Here is a 16883-nt window from a genome sequence, read left to right as displayed (position 1 = left end):
AGCAGTCAGTGTTACATGAAAAAAAGTTGATTATAATTGTCTCTAATGACATATTTTTGGTCTATACCGCCACTCATTCACCGAACTAATAACTTAGGCTCAATCACTATTATGGAACAGAACAGTCCGGTCACAGCAGGCCCTTTTTCCGTCGTGATCATCGGCTTTGATCAAGCCCTAGCTTCATCGATTAGTGGTGCAATAGATATGTTTTCGTTAGCCGGAGTTGCTATGCAGCGCATCAATCAGCAACCCGTAAAAAAATTATTCAACGTACAAATCGCAAGCTTAGATGGGGGAATGGTGCGCTGTATAAACAATAATGTTTTGATGGCCCACAGTGCATTAGAAGATATTGAACACGCTGATATTGTTATGATCCCCACGATTGGTGGCAATATTTTACAGGTTCTAGAGCAAACCCGCGGGATACTCCCCCACCTTATTCGGCTATATCGTGCAGGTTGTGATATCGCTAGCAACTGTACCGGTACATTTTTATTGGCCAATGCTGGGTTATTAAATAATCGTTTAGCGACAACACATTGGGGATATTCCGCGCAATTTCAGCAACTCTTTCCTAAAGTTCAGTTGCGTGAAGAATTGTTAATTACGGAAGATCCACCCTTCTTTTGCGCCGGCGGCGGTATGGCGTGGTTCGATTTAGTATTGCGTATTATTGAGCGTTATACCGACCACACAACGGCTGCAGATACTGCAAAGGCGCACGTCATCGAATTTGCGCGTGGACAGCAGGCAGCATATGCCCCTTTACAGCGAAAAAAGTTTCATCATGACAACGAGATTTCACAGCTACAGGATTGGCTGGACAATCACTATGCTCAACCGCTTACGATTGACGTTATGGCAGCTCAGGTTTCTCTCTCTCCACGCACCCTTAATCGGCGTTTTAAAAGAGCAACACAGCAAACACCGCAGCAATATTTACAGAGTATTCGGCTGGAAAATGCCAAGCGATTGCTAGTCAGCACACAAACGCCTATCAGCCAAATTGTTCAACAGATAGGATACGACGATCTCAGTTCTTTTACTCGTTTGTTTAAACGCATTACAGGTTTCTCTCCCGGCTATTACAGGGCCAGTTTTCGCCGTTAATTTGCACTGGTCAGAGTTGCTTCGTTGCTGTTAAAATAAAACCGCTGAACTGTCAGTACACTCAAACCTAAACTCCCATTTTGGTACACACACAATGAAACAAATGAACAAAGCTCGACTAGCGCTCGCAGTATGCTGTGCGCTCGGTACGTCAAGTGTTGTCGCTCAGACCGCAGAAGAAAAAGAGAATGCGGTACTTGAAAAAATTACCGTAACAGCACAAAAACGTACTCAATCCATCCAAGAAGTTCCTATTTCCATAGCAACCCTTAACGGTGAGCGCTTTGAATCATTATTTTCTGGCGGTGAAGATATCTTAGCACTGGCAGTAAGAGTTCCAGGACTTTATGCCGAGTCATCAAACGGTCGAGTAGCACCGCGTTTCTATATGCGTGGCCTCGGGAATACCGACTTTGACCTTGCTGCATCACAACCAGTATCCATCGTAATGGATGATGTAGTAATGGAAAACGTTGTACTAAAAAGCTTCCCATTGTTCGATATGCAACAAGTAGAAGTGATCCGTGGCCCTCAAGGGACCTTGTTCGGACGTAACACAACTGCAGGTATCGTAAAGTTTGATACGGTTAAACCAACGCAAGATTTTGATGGTTACACGAAACTAGGTTTCGGCTCTTATGGCACGATTAATTTTGAAGCGGCTGTCGGTGGCGGATTAACTGACGACCTATCTGGACGTATTTCTGTATTATCGCAAGACCGCGATGATTACATTGATAACGCATATACCAATCAAAAAGACGCGCTGGGTGGCTTCGATGAAAAAGCCTATCGCGCACAATTACTTTACTCACCTAACGATGACTTTTCTGCTCTTCTCAACGTCCATGGACGCAATCTTGAGGGGACTGCATCGATTTTCAGAGCCAACATCTTTACTAAAGGCTCAAACGATTTAAACCAAAATTATGATCGTGACGTGGTCTGGTACAACGGTGATCTGACCGGTGATGGCACTGACAATAACCCACAAGAGTATCGTAACTTTGGTACATCATTAAAACTGGATTACGACTTTGGTGATTTCACTGTGACTTCGATTACTGCACTTGAGACCGCTGAAGGCTACAGCCTTGGTGATATTGATGGCGGCGTTGCGTTGTTTGCACCAGCCGATATCAATGGTGATGGCAGCGAAGAGTTAAGTTATCCGGGCTTTATCCCCTTTGACGCGGTTACCCAAGATGATCTAAATGATCTGGAACAGATGACCCAAGAAATTCGCTTTGCTAGTGATACCTCTGATGCACTAAGTTGGCAAGCCGGTTTGTTCTTGTTTGATTCATCATTTAGCGTTACCAGTACTGATGGCTACTTTGGTGCCACTACAGTAACGCATGAAAACACAACATGGGCGGTGTTTGCACAAACCTCTTACCAAGTTAACGAAAAGCTAAATATTACTGGTGGTGTGCGATATACACACGATGAAAAATCACTATTTATTGGCGCGCAAAACGTCAATGGTTTTGCCTTAGTTACCGGTGACGCTACCATACAAGATTATGACGACATTAATGTTGACGATGGACAAATGAGTTTTGAGCTTAGTGCGAACTATAACGTAACTGACAACACGTCTGTGTTTGCGCGTTTAGCTAATGGTTTCAGAGCACAAACAATCCAAGGCCGCGATGTTGCCTTTGAAGGTGCTCCAAGTGTTGCAGATGCAGAAACCATCAATTCAATTGAAGCAGGTTTTAAGTCAGACTTATTGGATGACTCGCTGCGTTTAAATGTTGCCACTTTCTACTATGAAATTGATGATATGCAATTGTCTGCCATCGGCGGTGGAAACAACTTTACTGCATTGGTGAATGCTGACAAAGGGGTTGGTTATGGTTTTGAAATCGACGCCCAATGGTTAGCCACAGAAGCGCTTACCCTAACTGCCGGATACAGCTATAATCACACCGAAATTCAAGATGATACGCTAACAGTAATGCCGTGCGGTGCAAATCCAGCATTTGGTGCTACAGGCAACTGTACGGTCTTTGATCCGCGTCCTGATGGTTTCAGTGCGTCGATCGACGGAAATCCATTCCCACAAGCACCAGAAACCATCTTCAACTTTACCGCTCGCTATGCGATCCCATTCGGTGATGATGGAGAATTCTTTGCTTACACCGATTGGGCTTTCCAAGGTGAAACAAGTTTATTCTTGTATGATTCCATTGAATTCACGACGGATGACAATTTCGAAGGCGGTTTACGCATTGGTTATGAAAACTATGCTGAAGGCTATCAAATCGTGCTATTCGGACGTAACATTACCGACGAAGACAATGTGAAAGCTGCGGTAGACTTCAACAACCTAACGGGTATCGTAAATGAGCCTCGTGTATGGGGTGTTGAAGTGAAGTATAGTTTTTACTAAACACTATCGGGTCATGCTCAAGCTACGCTTGGGCGTTGACTGTTCATATTGCTTGAAGCCTCAGCATCTTGTCTGGGGCTTTTTTTTGTAAAGCTCCTACCCATATCATTTTTCCTACAGCATCATAACCTGCCTCTAAGGGGGGGCGTTCAGTACCTTGTGTTAATCAATGAATTCAAACAAAAAAACCAGTCATCTTGCGGATAACTGGTCTTTTTAAAAATAGAGTGCGGGCATTATTATTAATAGCTTGCCCTAGTCCTTATTTGGCAATCGCGGCCGTTTGATCATCACTCGGAGGTAATGGCTTCTTGCGTGTCAGGATACGTTTTAAGTCATCCAAAATCAGGTAAAGCGCTGGCACCAGCAGTAAAGTGATAACCGTGGCAAACAAAATACCAAATGCCAATGAGATCGCCATTGGAATAACTACTTGGGCCTGTAAACTACGCTCGAAAATAATCGGCAACAGCCCCATGAACGTTGTTAATGAGGTGAGAATAATTGCTCTAAAGCGCTGCGCGCCAGCCTCAATGGCAGCATTCACTAATGAGTGCCCTTCTTTTCGTGCGCGGTTTACAAAGTCGACCATAATCAGACTGTCGTTTACCACAACTCCGGATAACGCAATGATCCCACAAATCGATAAAACGCTAACCGCTTGCCCCAACAATAAGTGGCCCACAATCGCTCCAACGATACCGAAAGGGATCACCGACATAATGATTAATGGCTGTGAGTAGCTACGCAATGGGATTGCCAACAACGCGTATATCGCAAACATGGCGAACAACATTCCCTTCAACAATGAGAAAGTTGCTTCTTGCTGCTCGCGAGAATTACCTTGCAGTTTAAAATCGACATGCGGATAACGCTGCAACAAATCAGGGATTACATCACTGGTAACCTCGTTAACGACTTCACCCGGCTCTAAAATTGCTTTATCGACTTTGGCACTTACCGTCACAGAGCGGAAGCCATCAACCCGTATAATTGAATCAAAACCCTGACCCAACTCAATGTCCGCAACTTGGCGGAATGGTACTTCTTCACCCGTTGGGGTGCGAACCCGCATATTCTCCAAATGACCTACTGACGTCCGCTCTTCTTTTGGATAACGCACCATTACCCGAACTTCTTCATCGTCACGTTGAACGCGTTGCGCTTCAGCGCCATAAAAGCCAAAACGAACTTGCTGTGCTAATTGCTGCAAGGTGATCCCTAGTGCTTGAGCCTCTGAACGAATATCCAGCTTAATTTCATCAGCCCCGCCACTAAACGTATCATTAATGTCAGTGACGCCGTTGTAACCTTCAAGATAGCTTTTCAAGTCCTGACTTATTGCACGCAATTCATCTATATTCGATGAATTAAACTCGAAACTTAAATCAGAACCCCCACCAGGGCCACCCGGCGCTCCCACACTAAAGGTTTTTACGCCAGCAATTTCAGGAATGTACTTACGCCACAATTCATGAATTTCGAAATCAGTTAAATCGCGAGTTTCCCCCTTGGTTAACTCAACGAATATCTGACCAGCAAGAGGGCCATTATCAAAGGCGATTGAGTGTTTAACTACACCTTCACCGTACTCTTCTTCCACCTCTGCATCCATTTTATGCATGGCAACCAACATTTCATCTATCGCTGCGTCGCGGGAAGCCAGAGATGAACCTGGTTGCAATTCGATAGATGCCATCATGAAGTCGCTAGGAATATTCGGGAAAAATACAAAACGCACGAAACCACCACCAAATAAACCGATCGTTAAAATCAGCATGGCAAAGAAAGTGGCCAAGGTGGTGTACCTATTTTTGACCGCTTTTTTTAGGAATGGAGTGTAGGTATTCTTAACGAAATCTTTGATCCCCTCGCTGAAAAAGTCACGGAAACGCTGAAAGCGATTCGCTTTGCTGGGATCGTAGGGTTTTAATTTCATATGCACCAAGTGAGCGGGTAATATCAGCTTGGACTCAATCAATGAAAACGCTAAGCAAATGATTACAACTAACCCAATGGTTTTCCAGATGATGCCAAAAACTCCTGTAACCATGAGCATTGGAGTAAACGCAGCAATCGTCGTCAATACTCCAAACGTAGCCGGCATCGCGACCTTTTTGACACCTGCAATCACATTTTCAGCATTATGCCCTTTCTTATCTATTTCACTGTAAGCCGATTCACCCATGATAATGGCATCGTCAACCACAATTCCCAACACCAGTATAAAGGCGAACAAGCTAAGCATATTGATAGACACGTTAACGGCATCCAGTGACATCACTAATAGAGTGCCTAAGAAGCACACAGGTAAGCCAACAATTACCCAGAACGCGAGCTTAATTTTTAAAAATAGTGATAAAACGATGAAAACTAAAATGGCTCCCATCAACATGTTTTCCAACATCATGTTTAAACGGTCGGCGAGGTAAAAAGAGCTATCCCCCCATGAATCGGCTTGTATGTTAGCGGGGAAATTCGCGCGGTTTTTATCTAAAAAGCGATTAACTTCTTCTGAGATTTGTAATGCATTTTGTTCACCCACCGCGCGCACACGAATGCTGACCGCTGGTTTGCCATCAAATAACGCATACTGATTATTTTCCACAAAACCATCGTCAATAGTGGCAATATCGCCAAGCAGCAACCGTGTACCATCTGCTCGTGTGGATAAAACGATTTGGGCAAAATCCCAACCGTTATAAGCCTGACCATTAGTGCGCAATAAAATATCGCCATTTTCTGACTTAATTGCACCACCTGGCAAATCAATGGAAGACTGTCGCACTGCTGTTACAACATCACTAAAAGTAAGTTGGTATTCTTGTAAGCGTTGCTCTGACAATTCAATCGCAATTTCGTAATCGCGATCGCCAACAACCTGAACGTTTGAGATACCAGGTAAGTTAGCAATTTGATCACGTAAATCTTTGGCAAATTCTTTGAGCTCTCGTTCATTCGCGTCGCCATAAACCGATACCCAAATAACGTCTTGCTGCGCTTTTAGACGATAGACCACTGGCTTTTCAGTATTTGCCGGGAAACTGGGGATTGCGTCAACTTGGGCTTTGACTTCATCCAGTAAAATCTGAGTATCGTACTCGTCCTCTACCTCAATATTGACGTTTGCCATGCCCTCGGTTGCTGTAGACGTGATCTTTTTGATACCGTCGAGGTCTTTTATAGCCTCTTCAATTTTGAGGATTACCCCCTCTTCAACCTCTTGCGGCGCAGCACCAAGATAAGGCACACGAACTTGTACAATGTTTAACTCAAAATTTGGAAAAACCTGCTTTTGGATTGCGTAAGCGCCAAAAAAACCGCCGACAATCAAGATAAACATGAGTAGGTTCGCGGCAACGCTATTGCGCGCGAACCAAGCGATTACACCTGAATGTGTATCTATACGTGACATTATTCATCACCTCGTTTGGCTATCGCGTCACTGTCTTCACTGATATCTTGTTCGGACTTTGACGGTTCGTCCTCTTCTCCAGAAAGTCTTACCGGCATTCCATCGTATGGATTAGGGATGGCACTATAAGCGACCAAATCAGATGCTTGCAGACCACCACTTATGTAAACATGCTCTTCATCTGCCCGCATTACCTCGACATTCCGAATCGCTAACTCTCGTTCTGGAGTTATTACAACGACAGTGCCATCAAGACGCAGTGTATGGCGCGGCAAAACTACAAGGTTTTCGGCGGAGTTCCCACTTATTGAAGCATTAACAAATTGACCAAACCGAATGGGCAAACCATTGCGTTCCCCCTTGACCAAATACGGATCATCAATCTGCACAATTGCATAAACAACTCGTGAACGTTGATCCAAAACGCCCTCGCTGCGCACTACTTTACCTTGCCATGTAGTCATCTTGCCGGCCACAACGGCTGACAAAGTTGCTGAAATTTGATGATTGTTTAAATCGATGAACGCCAGATCACTATCTGTCAGTGGTAAACGCACTTCAGCGGTGTCAGTGGAATATATCTCGCCCAAATTTGCTGCGGTGGTAATGAATTGACCCAAATCCACATTGCGCGAAACTACCATACCAGCATATGGCGCACGTATTTGAGTTCTTGCCAAGTTGCGCTTAGCTCGCTCTAGCTGCGCTTCTGCAGCTTTCACGTTGGCTTGTTCACGCGCAAGTTGCGGTTTTCTTAAACCAAGTTCTGGCGGCGTAGTTTTATTAACTGAACGCCATTCTTGTTCAGCAACCCGACCACGCGCTATTTCTTCTTGCAACGCTGCTTGACTGCGTGCGAGCTCTGCTTCAGCTAACTTGACGTCAGTAACAAAGTCATCAGACTCTAATTCAACTAACACATCACCTTGACGGAAAAAGCCACCTTCAACAAAATTCTCAGCAATATTCACCACTTTGCCAGAAACCTGCGCAGTTAACGCGGTTTGGTTCTTAGGTACGACATTTCCTTGCGTCAACACTTCAAAGGTTACATTCTCGAATTGGATTGGTTGAGCATCAACCAATAACGCCTGAACCTCGACGGGCTTTTTCTCAGGAGGTTTACGTGACATTACCATACCGCCGGCAACAACAACTGCGATGATAATGATGATAATCGGGATCCCGGTTTTACGAAGTGAAGAACTCATTTTTATCCTTATGTGTGGTCACACGTGTAGTTTACCGCAGTTACTTGACCTAAGTTTAATTTAGTTTGTTAATAATTATTTCAAATTGTTGCAGTAATCCTTGGCTTATTTACACGGATAAAAGCGGTGTTGTAGGACTGTGCACTTGTAACATAGTCAACGCCGAATGGTATTTATTACAAAAAAGTTAATAAAAAGTTCATAACCCCCCAAATGTGAAATTCACCAACATTAATTTCACTAAAATTTAACTAAAAAAACCTTGTTTTGCTCATTTTTTGCTCGTATTTTGTAATTAAATTACAGATAGCCGATAGGATAAAAATCATGAGTCTAAAGAAGCAATACCTTAAATCAAAACCTGTTTGTAAAGTGACTTTCAAAATTGCCAAGGAAGAAGCAAAAGCCGCTGATACAGTTCGATTGGTGGGTGAATTTAATGATTGGGATACGAGTGTAGCTCCAATGAAAAAACTTAAAGATGGAAGTTTTACTCAAACACTCAATTTGGAAGCAAATAAAGCTCATCAGTTTAGGTATTTACTCAACGATGCGGAATGGGAAAATGATTGGCAAGCAGATGGATACGTACCAACACAGTACGGGTTTGATGAGAACTCCGTGGTAGAAGTGTAATTAATAAAAAGGCGGCCTAATCAAGCCGCCTTTATCACTTAGAGATGCTCGCTTTTACAAGGCTTGTTCAAGCTCTGGCAATACCTCAAAAAGATCGCCTACCAAGCCATAATCAGCTACTTGGAAAATCGGCGCTTCTTCGTCTTTGTTGATCGCAACAATAACTTTTGAATCCTTCATCCCTGCAAGATGCTGAATCGCACCAGAAATACCTACCGCAATATACAATTGAGGCGCTACAATTTTACCAGTCTGACCTACCTGCATGTCGTTAGGAACAAAACCGGCATCAACTGCTGCACGTGAAGCCCCAATAGCCGCGCCGAGTTTATCTGCGATGCCATTGAGCAATGCAAAGTTATCGCCATTCTGCATACCTCGGCCACCAGAAATAACCACATCAGCAGCAGTTAATTCTGGTCGCTCAGACTCAGTTAGTTCGGCTGACACAAATTCAGAGTTGGATAGTTCTACAACTTCTTCAACTGCAGTAACACTCGCTGAACCTTCAGTACCCGCCGCATCAAAAGCAGACGCACGCACAGTAACAACTTTAACCGTATCACTTGATTGCACGGTAGCGATAGCGTTACCCGCGTATATAGGACGCACAAATGTATCTGCCGATTCAATATCGATAACATCAGAAATTTGAGCCACATCCAGAAGTGCAGCAACACGCGGCATGAAATTCTTACCGGTAGTGGTGGCAGCCGCAATGATGTGTGTGTAACCAGCAGCTAACTTAACCACCAAATCAGCAACGTTTTCAGCGAGTTGATGTTCATAGGCTGCGTTATCAGCTAAATGAACTTTAGCAACTCCAGTAATTTTGGCAGCTTCATCGGCAACACCCTGACAATTCGCACCGACCACCAAAATTTCAATAGCGTCACCAAGCTTACTTGCGGCATGAACGAGCTTGTGAGTCTCTGTCTTTAGGCTTTGGTTATCGTGTTCTGCATATACAAGAATACTCATGAGATCACCTTTGCTTCGTTCTTTAGTTTGTCGACAAGTTCTGCAACGTCTGCCACTTTAACGCCACCTTCTCGCACCGGTGGCGGAGTTACCTTTAAGGTCTTAACATTGGATTGCAAATTCACTCCTAGCTCATCAGCATTAATAACATCCAGCGGCTTGCGTTTTGCCTTCATAATGTTAGGCAATGACGCATAGCGTGGTTCGTTAAGACGCAGATCAGTAGTAACTACCGCTGGTAGCGCTAGCTTCACTGTTTGCAAGCCGCCATCAATTTCACGCGTAACACTCACCTTATCACCATCGATAGCCACCTCTGACGCGAAAGTGCCCTGTGGCATACTGGTTAATGCTGCCAGCATTTGCCCGGTTTGGTTATTATCTGAATCGATGGACTGCTTACCTAAAATAACCAGCTGTGGAGCTTCTTTTTCTACAACTTTTTGCAGTAGTTTAGCGACCTGCAGTGAATCCAAAGATTCAGCAGTCTCAATTTGGATGCCGCGATCTGCACCTAATGCAAGTGCTGTCCTAATTTGCTCCTGACAAGCTTTATCACCAATCGATACGACCACAATTTCAGAAGCTACGCCCTTCTCTTTCAGTCGGACAGCCTCTTCAACGGCAATTTCACAGAATGGATTGATAGACATCTTCGCGTTGGTTAGGTCCACCGCGCTATTATCGGGCTTAACCCGAACTTTGACGTTGTAATCGATAGCGCGTTTTACCGCTACTAATACTTTCATTTTCACCTCGATAGATGGGCTAACACGTGCCCTGCTTCGTAGTAGACGCATGCAGGAATGAAAATTGGCGTCAATGTACTTACTGTTGACGTAAACGTCAACCGCATTTACCCTGCAACGCAGTGCGTAATTTACCTGTTTTTAACAACGCAAATTATTTGTTTAATCAATAATTCACTATAAAGGCCTTTGAGACTAACATAAACAGGTCGTGTAACTGTGAATATTTAACGCCCATATCTTTAAGGAGTGCGTCGTGGAAAGAGAATCGATGGAGTTTGATGTAGTAGTAGTCGGTGCTGGCCCAGCAGGGCTTTCTGCGGCTTGTCGGATCATGCAATTAGCGCAAGAAGCTGAACAAGAGCTACTGGTCTGCGTGGTAGAAAAAGGCAGTGAAGTCGGCGCACATATTCTCTCAGGAGCCGTATTTGAACCACGTGCACTAAACGAGCTTTTTCCTGACTGGAAGGAACGTGGCGCACCTTTGAATACTCCGGTGACGGAAGACCACATTTATTTACTCAAAAGTGAAGAAAAAGCCTCTCGCCTGCCCAACATGGTGACACCAAAAACCATGCATAATCAGGGTAATTACATCGTTAGTATGGGCAACGTGTGCCGCTGGTTGGCAGAGCAAGCCGAACAACTTGGAGTTGAAGTTTTTCCCGGCTTTGCTGCCGCTGAAGTGCTTTATAACGAAGATGGCAGTGTCGGCGGTGTGATCACGGGCGACATGGGAGTGGGTGAAAATGGCGAACAAAAAGATGGTTACATGCCTGGTATGGAGCTACGCGCAAAGTACACCGTATTTGCTGAAGGCTGTCGTGGCCATCTTGGCAAAGAGTTAATCGCTAAATTCGATCTCGATAAAAACGCCTCACCACAACACTATGCCATTGGTTTCAAAGAGATTTGGGATGTTCCGGCTGACAATCACCAGGAAGGCTTGGTGGTACACACCGCGGGATGGCCCCTTAATGACGCTACCGGCGGCAGTTATCTATACCACGCGGAAAATAATCAGATTTTAGTTGGCTTGATTGTTGATCTGAATTACAGCAATCCACACTTAAGCCCTTTCGATGAATTCCAACGCCTTAAGCATCACCCAGTCGTTGCCCAATACTTAAAGGATGGCAAGCGAGTTTCATATGGTGCCAGAGCCATTGCAAAAGGTGGTTACAACAGTTTACCTAAAATGACGTTTCCTGGCGGACTCCTCGTTGGGTGTGAGGCTGGCACGTTAAATTTTGCTAAAATTAAAGGTAACCACACGGCAATGAAATCGGGCATGCTCGCCGCGGAAACCATTGTTGCGGCGCTAAAAGCTGATCAGGCTCATACAGAACTCAGTGATTTCACTCAGCATTTTGAGCAAAGCTGGTTGTATGACGAGCTCTATCGATCACGTAATTTTGGTCCCGCTATCCACAACTACGGTACCTTCTGGGGAGGTGTTTTTAACACCCTCGACCAAAATATTTTTGGTGGCAAGATTTTTGTGAATTTAACGGACGATAGCCAAGATTATGCGCAAATGCGGCCGGCCGCCGATGCGAACAAGATTGACTACCCAAAACCTGACGGCGTCCTTAGCTTCGATAAATTATCATCGGTATTTTTATCAAATACCAACCATGAAGAAGATCAGCCCTGTCATTTGCAATTGAAAGACGCAGCAATCCCTATTCAGGTTAACTTAGCCAAGTTTGATGAGCCTGCACAGCGTTACTGCCCTGCTGGAGTTTACGAGGTAGTAAAAGATGACAATGGAGACAACAAGTTCCAAATCAACGCACAAAACTGTGTGCATTGTAAAACCTGTGACATCAAGGATCCGTCGCAAAATATTCGTTGGGTAGTGCCAGAGGGTGCCGGTGGCCCGAATTACCCAAATATGTAACGTGAGTTTAATACACGCTAAACCCTAATTGATAGTGTTATGCTTAATTACCAAATAAGAAACAGTCAAAATCCTTCCAGCACTACGTGGGTAGTACTGATCCATGGTTTATTTGGTAGCCTCGATAACCTCAATAGCGTTGCTAGAGGTCTGCAGGACCACGCAAATTGCGTATTGGTCGATTTACCCAACCATGGCTTATCTGCCAAAGTAGATGATCTGGATTATGCTACTCTCAGCGCGGCCTTAGCCGCAATGTTAGACGAACTAGAGTTACCGTCTGCGCATTTTCTAGGTCATTCATTAGGGGGAAAGGCAGCAATGCATCTGGCCCTGCATTATCAAGACAGAGTCGAGTCTCTGATTGTCGCTGATATCGCTCCTGTGGCCTACCCGCACCGGCACCAAGCGGTATTTGAGGGATTGCGTAATGTTGATTTAACAGCAATAAGCACACGCCGCGAAGCACTTAAGCAACTCGGTGAGCACGTAAAAGAGCCGCCTACTCAACAGTTTTTATTAAAAAGCTTATACCAACATGAAGATGAATGGCGCTGGCGGTTTAATGTCGATGAAATTATTGCCAGTTACCCAACACTGATCGACTGGCCTGAGGTTAACGAGACTTTTAACAATCCCGTTTTGTTTATCATCGGTGGTGACTCAGATTATGTCGCGCCCGACCATCAAACTGTTATCCGCAGTTTATTCCCAAAAGTTAGCGCCAAGGTTATTCAAGGCACGGGACACTGGTTACACGCTGAAAAGCCCACGGCGTTTAACAAAATCGTCAACGACTTCATACAAGCCAATAGTTAAATAACCCGTTTGCGGGATTCATCCAGAGTTAAGTTTCTGGTATATTCACGCGCAAATTCACCCAATACGCTTTTTGCACCGAATGATTGCAGAAAACTACGAGCTCATAGAAGCCATTGTGTTAAATATTTCGTTGCTGGCCTTGTTCCTTTTGATGGCTTATGCCGTGCACGATGTGTTATCTAAAAATGATGTCCCGAAGGTGGGTCGCTATGTTGTGTATGCGGTTTTATTTTTCGGCGCTGTCGGCTTTATGGCTAAAGGGATTATTCAAATCTTTTTTACCAGTAACGGCGTATCGGGTTAAGTATTGTTTTAAATCTGAGGTGAAGTAAATGGCAAGCGTTGGCCTATTTTTTGGCAGCGATACCGGCAACACAGAGCACGTTGCCAAGATGATCCAGAAAGAACTGGGTAAGCAATTGATCGATGTTAAAGACATCGCCAAAAGTACCAAAGAACAGATCGCAGAATATGACCTGCTCATTTTTGGTATACCTACCTGGTATTATGGCGAGCCCCAATGTGACTGGGATGATTTTTTCCCAGAATTAGAAGAAATAGATTTCGAAGATAAGTTAGTTGCGATCTTTGGCTGTGGTGATCAAGAGGATTACGCAGAGTACTTCCTTGATGCTATGGGTATGATCCGTGACATTGTCGAACCGAAAGGCGCAATCTTAGTCGGCCAATGGCCAACTGAAGGTTATGACTTTGAGGCCTCAAAGGGCATGGCAGATGACGATCACTTTGTGGGCCTAGGCATCGATGAGGATCGTCAGCCAGAACTGACTGAGCAGCGCGTGAAAGCCTGGTGTAAACAGTTGCATGATGAATTGTGTTTAGCAGAATTAGCTTAACTCGTTTATCCTACTTTTACTGCATAGCTAACCCTAAAGCCCATAATCAAAAAAGCCCACTTGTGTGGGCTTTGTTGAAAAAGGTATTTATCTATCAATCCAGCTCTTCGCAATGACGAAAAGGAATTGATTGAGGCAGCTAAACCTTAAATTGTTCTACCGCCTGTTTCAGGCTATTCATTTGCGCTTCTATCTCACCTGTCACTTCTGAGGATTTGTGCGTACTCGCTGCGGCTTGTTCAGCAAGCTTAACGATTTCTTCCAAGCTCATTGCTGCCTGTTCGAGCAATACATCTTGCTCTTTGGTATCACTAACAATTTGGTCATTGATTTTAGCTACTTGCATTACTAAGCGGGTTATTTCACCGACCTGCTCGTTAACCAACTGAGTAACCTGTACACTTTCGTTTGCCCGATTTTTGCCCTCACTGATGGCTTTAACCGCTTGATTAGCATCTTCTTGCAGCGAGCCAATCATTTTTTCAATCTCTTCTGTAGAATCATGTGTCCGATTAGCAAGCGTTCTTACTTCATCGGCCACAACAGCGAACCCTCGCCCTTGTTCGCCAGCACGAGCGGCCTCAATTGCCGCATTCAAAGCGAGCAAATTCGTTTGTTCAGCAATCGTTTTGATCACATCCAGAATACTTCCAATATTGCGACTATTTTCGTCTAAGCGGGCAATGATACGTTCAGACTGCTCTGCTTGTTGTGCCTGCGATGTTACTTGCTGACGACTCTCATCCAACAATTTAATCACTCTGTGGCTCTGTTCACTGGCCATCTTAAGTTGCGTTAGTGAATCTTCGACTTGCAGCAAATTGCTTTGGCTTTTATGCCTGACTTCCGCTGTATTATGACTGGTCGCCTGGATTTTGCTGCGTTGCTGATCAACTTGTTTGAGGCTTTGGCGTGACATTTCACTGCTGCGTCGGGTGACATCGTCCAGTGCCACCTCTTGTTCCAAAATGTTTCCCACCAAAGTACGCAGACTACCAGAAAGCTCATTCACCTTACTGGCTAATTTATCGAACTCACTGTGCCCCGCGTCATCAAGTTTAGTGGTTAAGTCGCCCTCGATAAGTTTATTCAAGCCAATATTGATGTTCTTCAGTGGTACTGAAATACTGCGCGTCGCTAACACAGCTAAAACAATGACTGCGCCTAATCCAACAAGGCTGATAACCACACTCTTAGTTACATTAAATCCTACATTATCAAGAATATCATTCTGTCCACGTAACGTATCCGAGTTGATATCCGCAAATAATGCTTCAATGCTCAATAACCCTTTATCCAGCGCACTGCGAGCGTCGTCAAAGGCCTTTTGCGCTTCAGCGATTGCTGCCAATTTTTCACGCTGCTTAGCAAATAAGCCATCTTCACCTTCCAACGCGGGCTTCAAACTTTCAAACTGTTCATTAAACAGTTCCACTAGCCCTTCGTCATCAATCGTCTCAGCTAAGCGATTGATATAATCCTTGTCCACTTGAATATTGCTAATTGAATATTCAAGATCCCCAATGATCCGCTCACTGACTTCAGGGTCGTTCGAATTCACCAACTCCTTAATCGCTCCAAGCATTGTCGCAAGTTTGTTGTCAATACCAGTACCAGCACCAATCAGCGTCGGTAAGCCAGGATCATTGCCACTTAAATAGGACAAATCGAGCATAAGTGCGCTCGCTTCGTCAGCATAGGCTAATACTTCATCGCCAAGGGCAACAATCTCGTTACGCAACTGCAAATGCCGACTACGCGCTTCATACATATGTTCGCTGTGTTGCAAGAAAGTTGAGTTGGCGGCTAAGGACTGTGCCTCGCTATCACTCAAAAGTGCCGTGAGCTCTGTGAAAACTGAATCAAACTGTGATTTGCTTTGCACAAACGTATTATTATTCTGCGCCAATGCCGCAAGGGAGCTTTCATGGAAGGCATTAGTGGTAATATTCGCTAACTTAAGCGTACTCGCTTGGATCTCAATTACTTTAGCCTGTACGGGCATTTTTTCTTTGACCACAGATTCAGCTGACCGACTGATATCCAATAGCCCTAAATAGCTCAGAAAACTAGTAAGCAACAACAAGATCCCCAAGGCTAGGAAACCCAGTACAATTTTATGAATAACCGTTAACTTCATTGTGCAATATTCTATTTATTATTCAGGCAACTTACTGCGCCAAGCGTTACATAATTGACATTGCTATGCAATTGTCATCGTACCAGTCTAAGCATCTTCCTTTAGTGTAGTTCATTCATTTTCAACCGCATAAAAAATGTCTACCTATCAATTTATCGTTTAATACTTTTAAAACTTGATAACTCCCCTATAATGACGCTCATTCAAAAGCGCAAAAAAAGAACGATGGATCAAAATAAAGAACTGAAAAAAGCTGGATTGAAAGTCACCTTACCGCGCTTAAAGATCTTAGAAATTCTGCAAGGGCCCGATAATCAGCACATCAGTGCAGAGGACGTATACAAGATCCTGATCGAACAAGGTGAAGAGATTGGATTAGCAACCGTCTACCGGGTACTTAACCAATTCGACGATGCAGGTATTTTAAACCGCCATCATTTCGAAGGCGGTAAGTCGGTATTTGAAATCAGTCACAAGAAACACCACGACCATCTAGTTTGCCTACGGTGTGGAAAAGTGGTGGAATTTGAAGACGACATCATTGAAAAACGCCAAGAAGAAGTCGCTAAACAGAATAATATGTCCCTCACCCACCACAGTCTATACCTGTATGGTGAGTGCAATGACCCTAATTGTGACTCCAGTAGCGACTAAA

13 protein-coding genes are annotated in these 16883 nt (G+C 44.3%); 8 read left to right on the top strand and 5 right to left on the bottom strand.

What is annotated here, in order from left to right; translation table 11 throughout:
- Positions 1-111 precede the first annotated feature (111 nt).
- Together CSH92_RS08800 and CSH92_RS08795 are read left to right on the top strand one after the other, a co-directional pair.
- The gene (locus CSH92_RS08800; protein WP_100657229.1) at positions 112-1116 is read left to right on the top strand and encodes a GlxA family transcriptional regulator; all 1005 of its coding nucleotides are present in this window, start codon (positions 112-114) and stop codon (positions 1114-1116) included.
- Between the two features lie 94 nt (positions 1117-1210).
- Positions 1211-3514, top strand: coding sequence for a TonB-dependent receptor (locus CSH92_RS08795; protein WP_100657228.1), 2304 nt, complete (start codon positions 1211-1213; stop codon positions 3512-3514).
- A 262-nt stretch (positions 3515-3776) separates the two neighbouring features.
- Here the strand turns inward: CSH92_RS08795 and CSH92_RS08790 are convergent, their stop codons facing one another.
- Positions 3777-6929: an efflux RND transporter permease subunit gene (locus CSH92_RS08790; protein ID WP_100657227.1), complete on the bottom strand. Its 3153-nt coding sequence runs from the start codon at positions 6927-6929 to the stop codon at positions 3777-3779.
- Complete coding sequence (locus tag CSH92_RS08785; protein ID WP_100657226.1) at positions 6929-8140, bottom strand: efflux RND transporter periplasmic adaptor subunit; 1212 nt, start codon at positions 8138-8140, stop codon at positions 6929-6931. Before CSH92_RS08785 ends, CSH92_RS08790 begins: the two co-directional genes overlap by 1 nt.
- Positions 8141-8467: 327 nt before the next feature.
- Here CSH92_RS08785 and CSH92_RS08780 point away from each other — a divergent pair, with 327 nt between their 5' ends.
- Positions 8468-8776: an isoamylase early set domain-containing protein gene (locus tag CSH92_RS08780; protein WP_100657225.1), complete on the top strand. Its 309-nt coding sequence runs from the start codon at positions 8468-8470 to the stop codon at positions 8774-8776.
- 54 nt (positions 8777-8830) lie between these two features.
- On the opposite strand, the gene CSH92_RS08775 is transcribed toward CSH92_RS08780, so the two are convergent.
- Both CSH92_RS08775 and CSH92_RS08770 read right to left on the bottom strand, forming a co-directional pair.
- Complete coding sequence (locus tag CSH92_RS08775) at positions 8831-9757, bottom strand: electron transfer flavoprotein subunit alpha/FixB family protein (protein WP_100657224.1); 927 nt, start codon at positions 9755-9757, stop codon at positions 8831-8833.
- Positions 9754-10506, bottom strand: coding sequence for an electron transfer flavoprotein subunit beta/FixA family protein (locus tag CSH92_RS08770; RefSeq protein ID WP_100657223.1), 753 nt, complete (start codon positions 10504-10506; stop codon positions 9754-9756). The genes CSH92_RS08775 and CSH92_RS08770 overlap by 4 nt, the downstream gene beginning before the upstream one ends.
- 256 nt (positions 10507-10762) lie before the next feature.
- Here CSH92_RS08770 and CSH92_RS08765 point away from each other — a divergent pair, with 256 nt between their 5' ends.
- The 4 genes from CSH92_RS08765 (at position 10763) to fldA (ending at position 14088) form a co-directional block, all read left to right on the top strand.
- The gene (locus tag CSH92_RS08765; protein WP_100657222.1) at positions 10763-12409 is read left to right on the top strand and encodes an electron transfer flavoprotein-ubiquinone oxidoreductase; all 1647 of its coding nucleotides are present in this window, start codon (positions 10763-10765) and stop codon (positions 12407-12409) included.
- 39 nt (positions 12410-12448) lie between these two features.
- Complete coding sequence (locus CSH92_RS08760) at positions 12449-13228, top strand: alpha/beta fold hydrolase (RefSeq protein WP_100657221.1); 780 nt, start codon at positions 12449-12451, stop codon at positions 13226-13228.
- Between the two features lie 82 nt (positions 13229-13310).
- Positions 13311-13535 carry a DUF2788 domain-containing protein gene (locus tag CSH92_RS08755; RefSeq protein WP_100657220.1) on the top strand — a complete coding sequence of 75 codons (225 nt, stop codon included), beginning with the start codon at positions 13311-13313 and terminating at the stop codon, positions 13533-13535.
- Positions 13536-13563: 28 nt separating this feature from the next.
- Positions 13564-14088, top strand: coding sequence for a flavodoxin FldA (gene fldA, locus CSH92_RS08750; RefSeq protein WP_100657219.1), 525 nt, complete (start codon positions 13564-13566; stop codon positions 14086-14088).
- Between the two features lie 139 nt (positions 14089-14227).
- Here the strand turns inward: fldA and CSH92_RS08745 are convergent, their stop codons facing one another.
- A complete protein-coding gene (locus CSH92_RS08745) occupies positions 14228-16228 on the bottom strand; it encodes a methyl-accepting chemotaxis protein (protein WP_100657218.1) in 2001 nt (666 codons plus the stop codon).
- A 225-nt stretch (positions 16229-16453) separates the two neighbouring features.
- Between CSH92_RS08745 and fur the strand changes: the two genes are divergently transcribed.
- Entirely contained in the window at positions 16454-16882 is a 429-nt protein-coding gene (gene fur / locus CSH92_RS08740) for a ferric iron uptake transcriptional regulator (RefSeq protein ID WP_100657217.1), read from the top strand.
- Position 16883: the final 1 nt, after the last annotated feature.

This window comes from Neoalteromonas flava (assembly GCF_002807685.1).
Classification (GTDB): domain Bacteria; phylum Pseudomonadota; class Gammaproteobacteria; order Enterobacterales; family Alteromonadaceae; genus Alteromonas_E; species Alteromonas_E flava.
This window is presented reverse-complemented; position numbering and strand designations above follow the sequence as displayed.

What these genes read in the sequence shown, in the direction of transcription:
- CSH92_RS08800 (WP_100657229.1), top strand. Translation starts at nt 112, where the DNA reads ATGGAACAGAACAGTCCGGTCACAGCAGGCCCTTTTTCCGTCGTGATC.
- CSH92_RS08795 (WP_100657228.1), top strand. Translation starts at nt 1,211, where the DNA reads ATGAAACAAATGAACAAAGCTCGACTAGCGCTCGCAGTATGCTGTGCG.
- CSH92_RS08790 (WP_100657227.1), bottom strand. Translation starts at nt 6,929, where the DNA reads ATGTCACGTATAGATACACATTCAGGTGTAATCGCTTGGTTCGCGCGC.
- CSH92_RS08785 (WP_100657226.1), bottom strand. Translation starts at nt 8,140, where the DNA reads ATGAGTTCTTCACTTCGTAAAACCGGGATCCCGATTATCATCATTATC.
- CSH92_RS08780 (WP_100657225.1), top strand. Translation starts at nt 8,468, where the DNA reads ATGAGTCTAAAGAAGCAATACCTTAAATCAAAACCTGTTTGTAAAGTG.
- CSH92_RS08775 (WP_100657224.1), bottom strand. Translation starts at nt 9,757, where the DNA reads ATGAGTATTCTTGTATATGCAGAACACGATAACCAAAGCCTAAAGACA.
- CSH92_RS08770 (WP_100657223.1), bottom strand. Translation starts at nt 10,506, where the DNA reads ATGAAAGTATTAGTAGCGGTAAAACGCGCTATCGATTACAACGTCAAA.
- CSH92_RS08760 (WP_100657221.1), top strand. Translation starts at nt 12,449, where the DNA reads ATGCTTAATTACCAAATAAGAAACAGTCAAAATCCTTCCAGCACTACG.
- CSH92_RS08755 (WP_100657220.1), top strand. Translation starts at nt 13,311, where the DNA reads ATGATTGCAGAAAACTACGAGCTCATAGAAGCCATTGTGTTAAATATT.
- fldA (WP_100657219.1), top strand. Translation starts at nt 13,564, where the DNA reads ATGGCAAGCGTTGGCCTATTTTTTGGCAGCGATACCGGCAACACAGAG.
- CSH92_RS08745 (WP_100657218.1), bottom strand. Translation starts at nt 16,228, where the DNA reads ATGAAGTTAACGGTTATTCATAAAATTGTACTGGGTTTCCTAGCCTTG.
- fur (WP_100657217.1), top strand. Translation starts at nt 16,454, where the DNA reads ATGGATCAAAATAAAGAACTGAAAAAAGCTGGATTGAAAGTCACCTTA.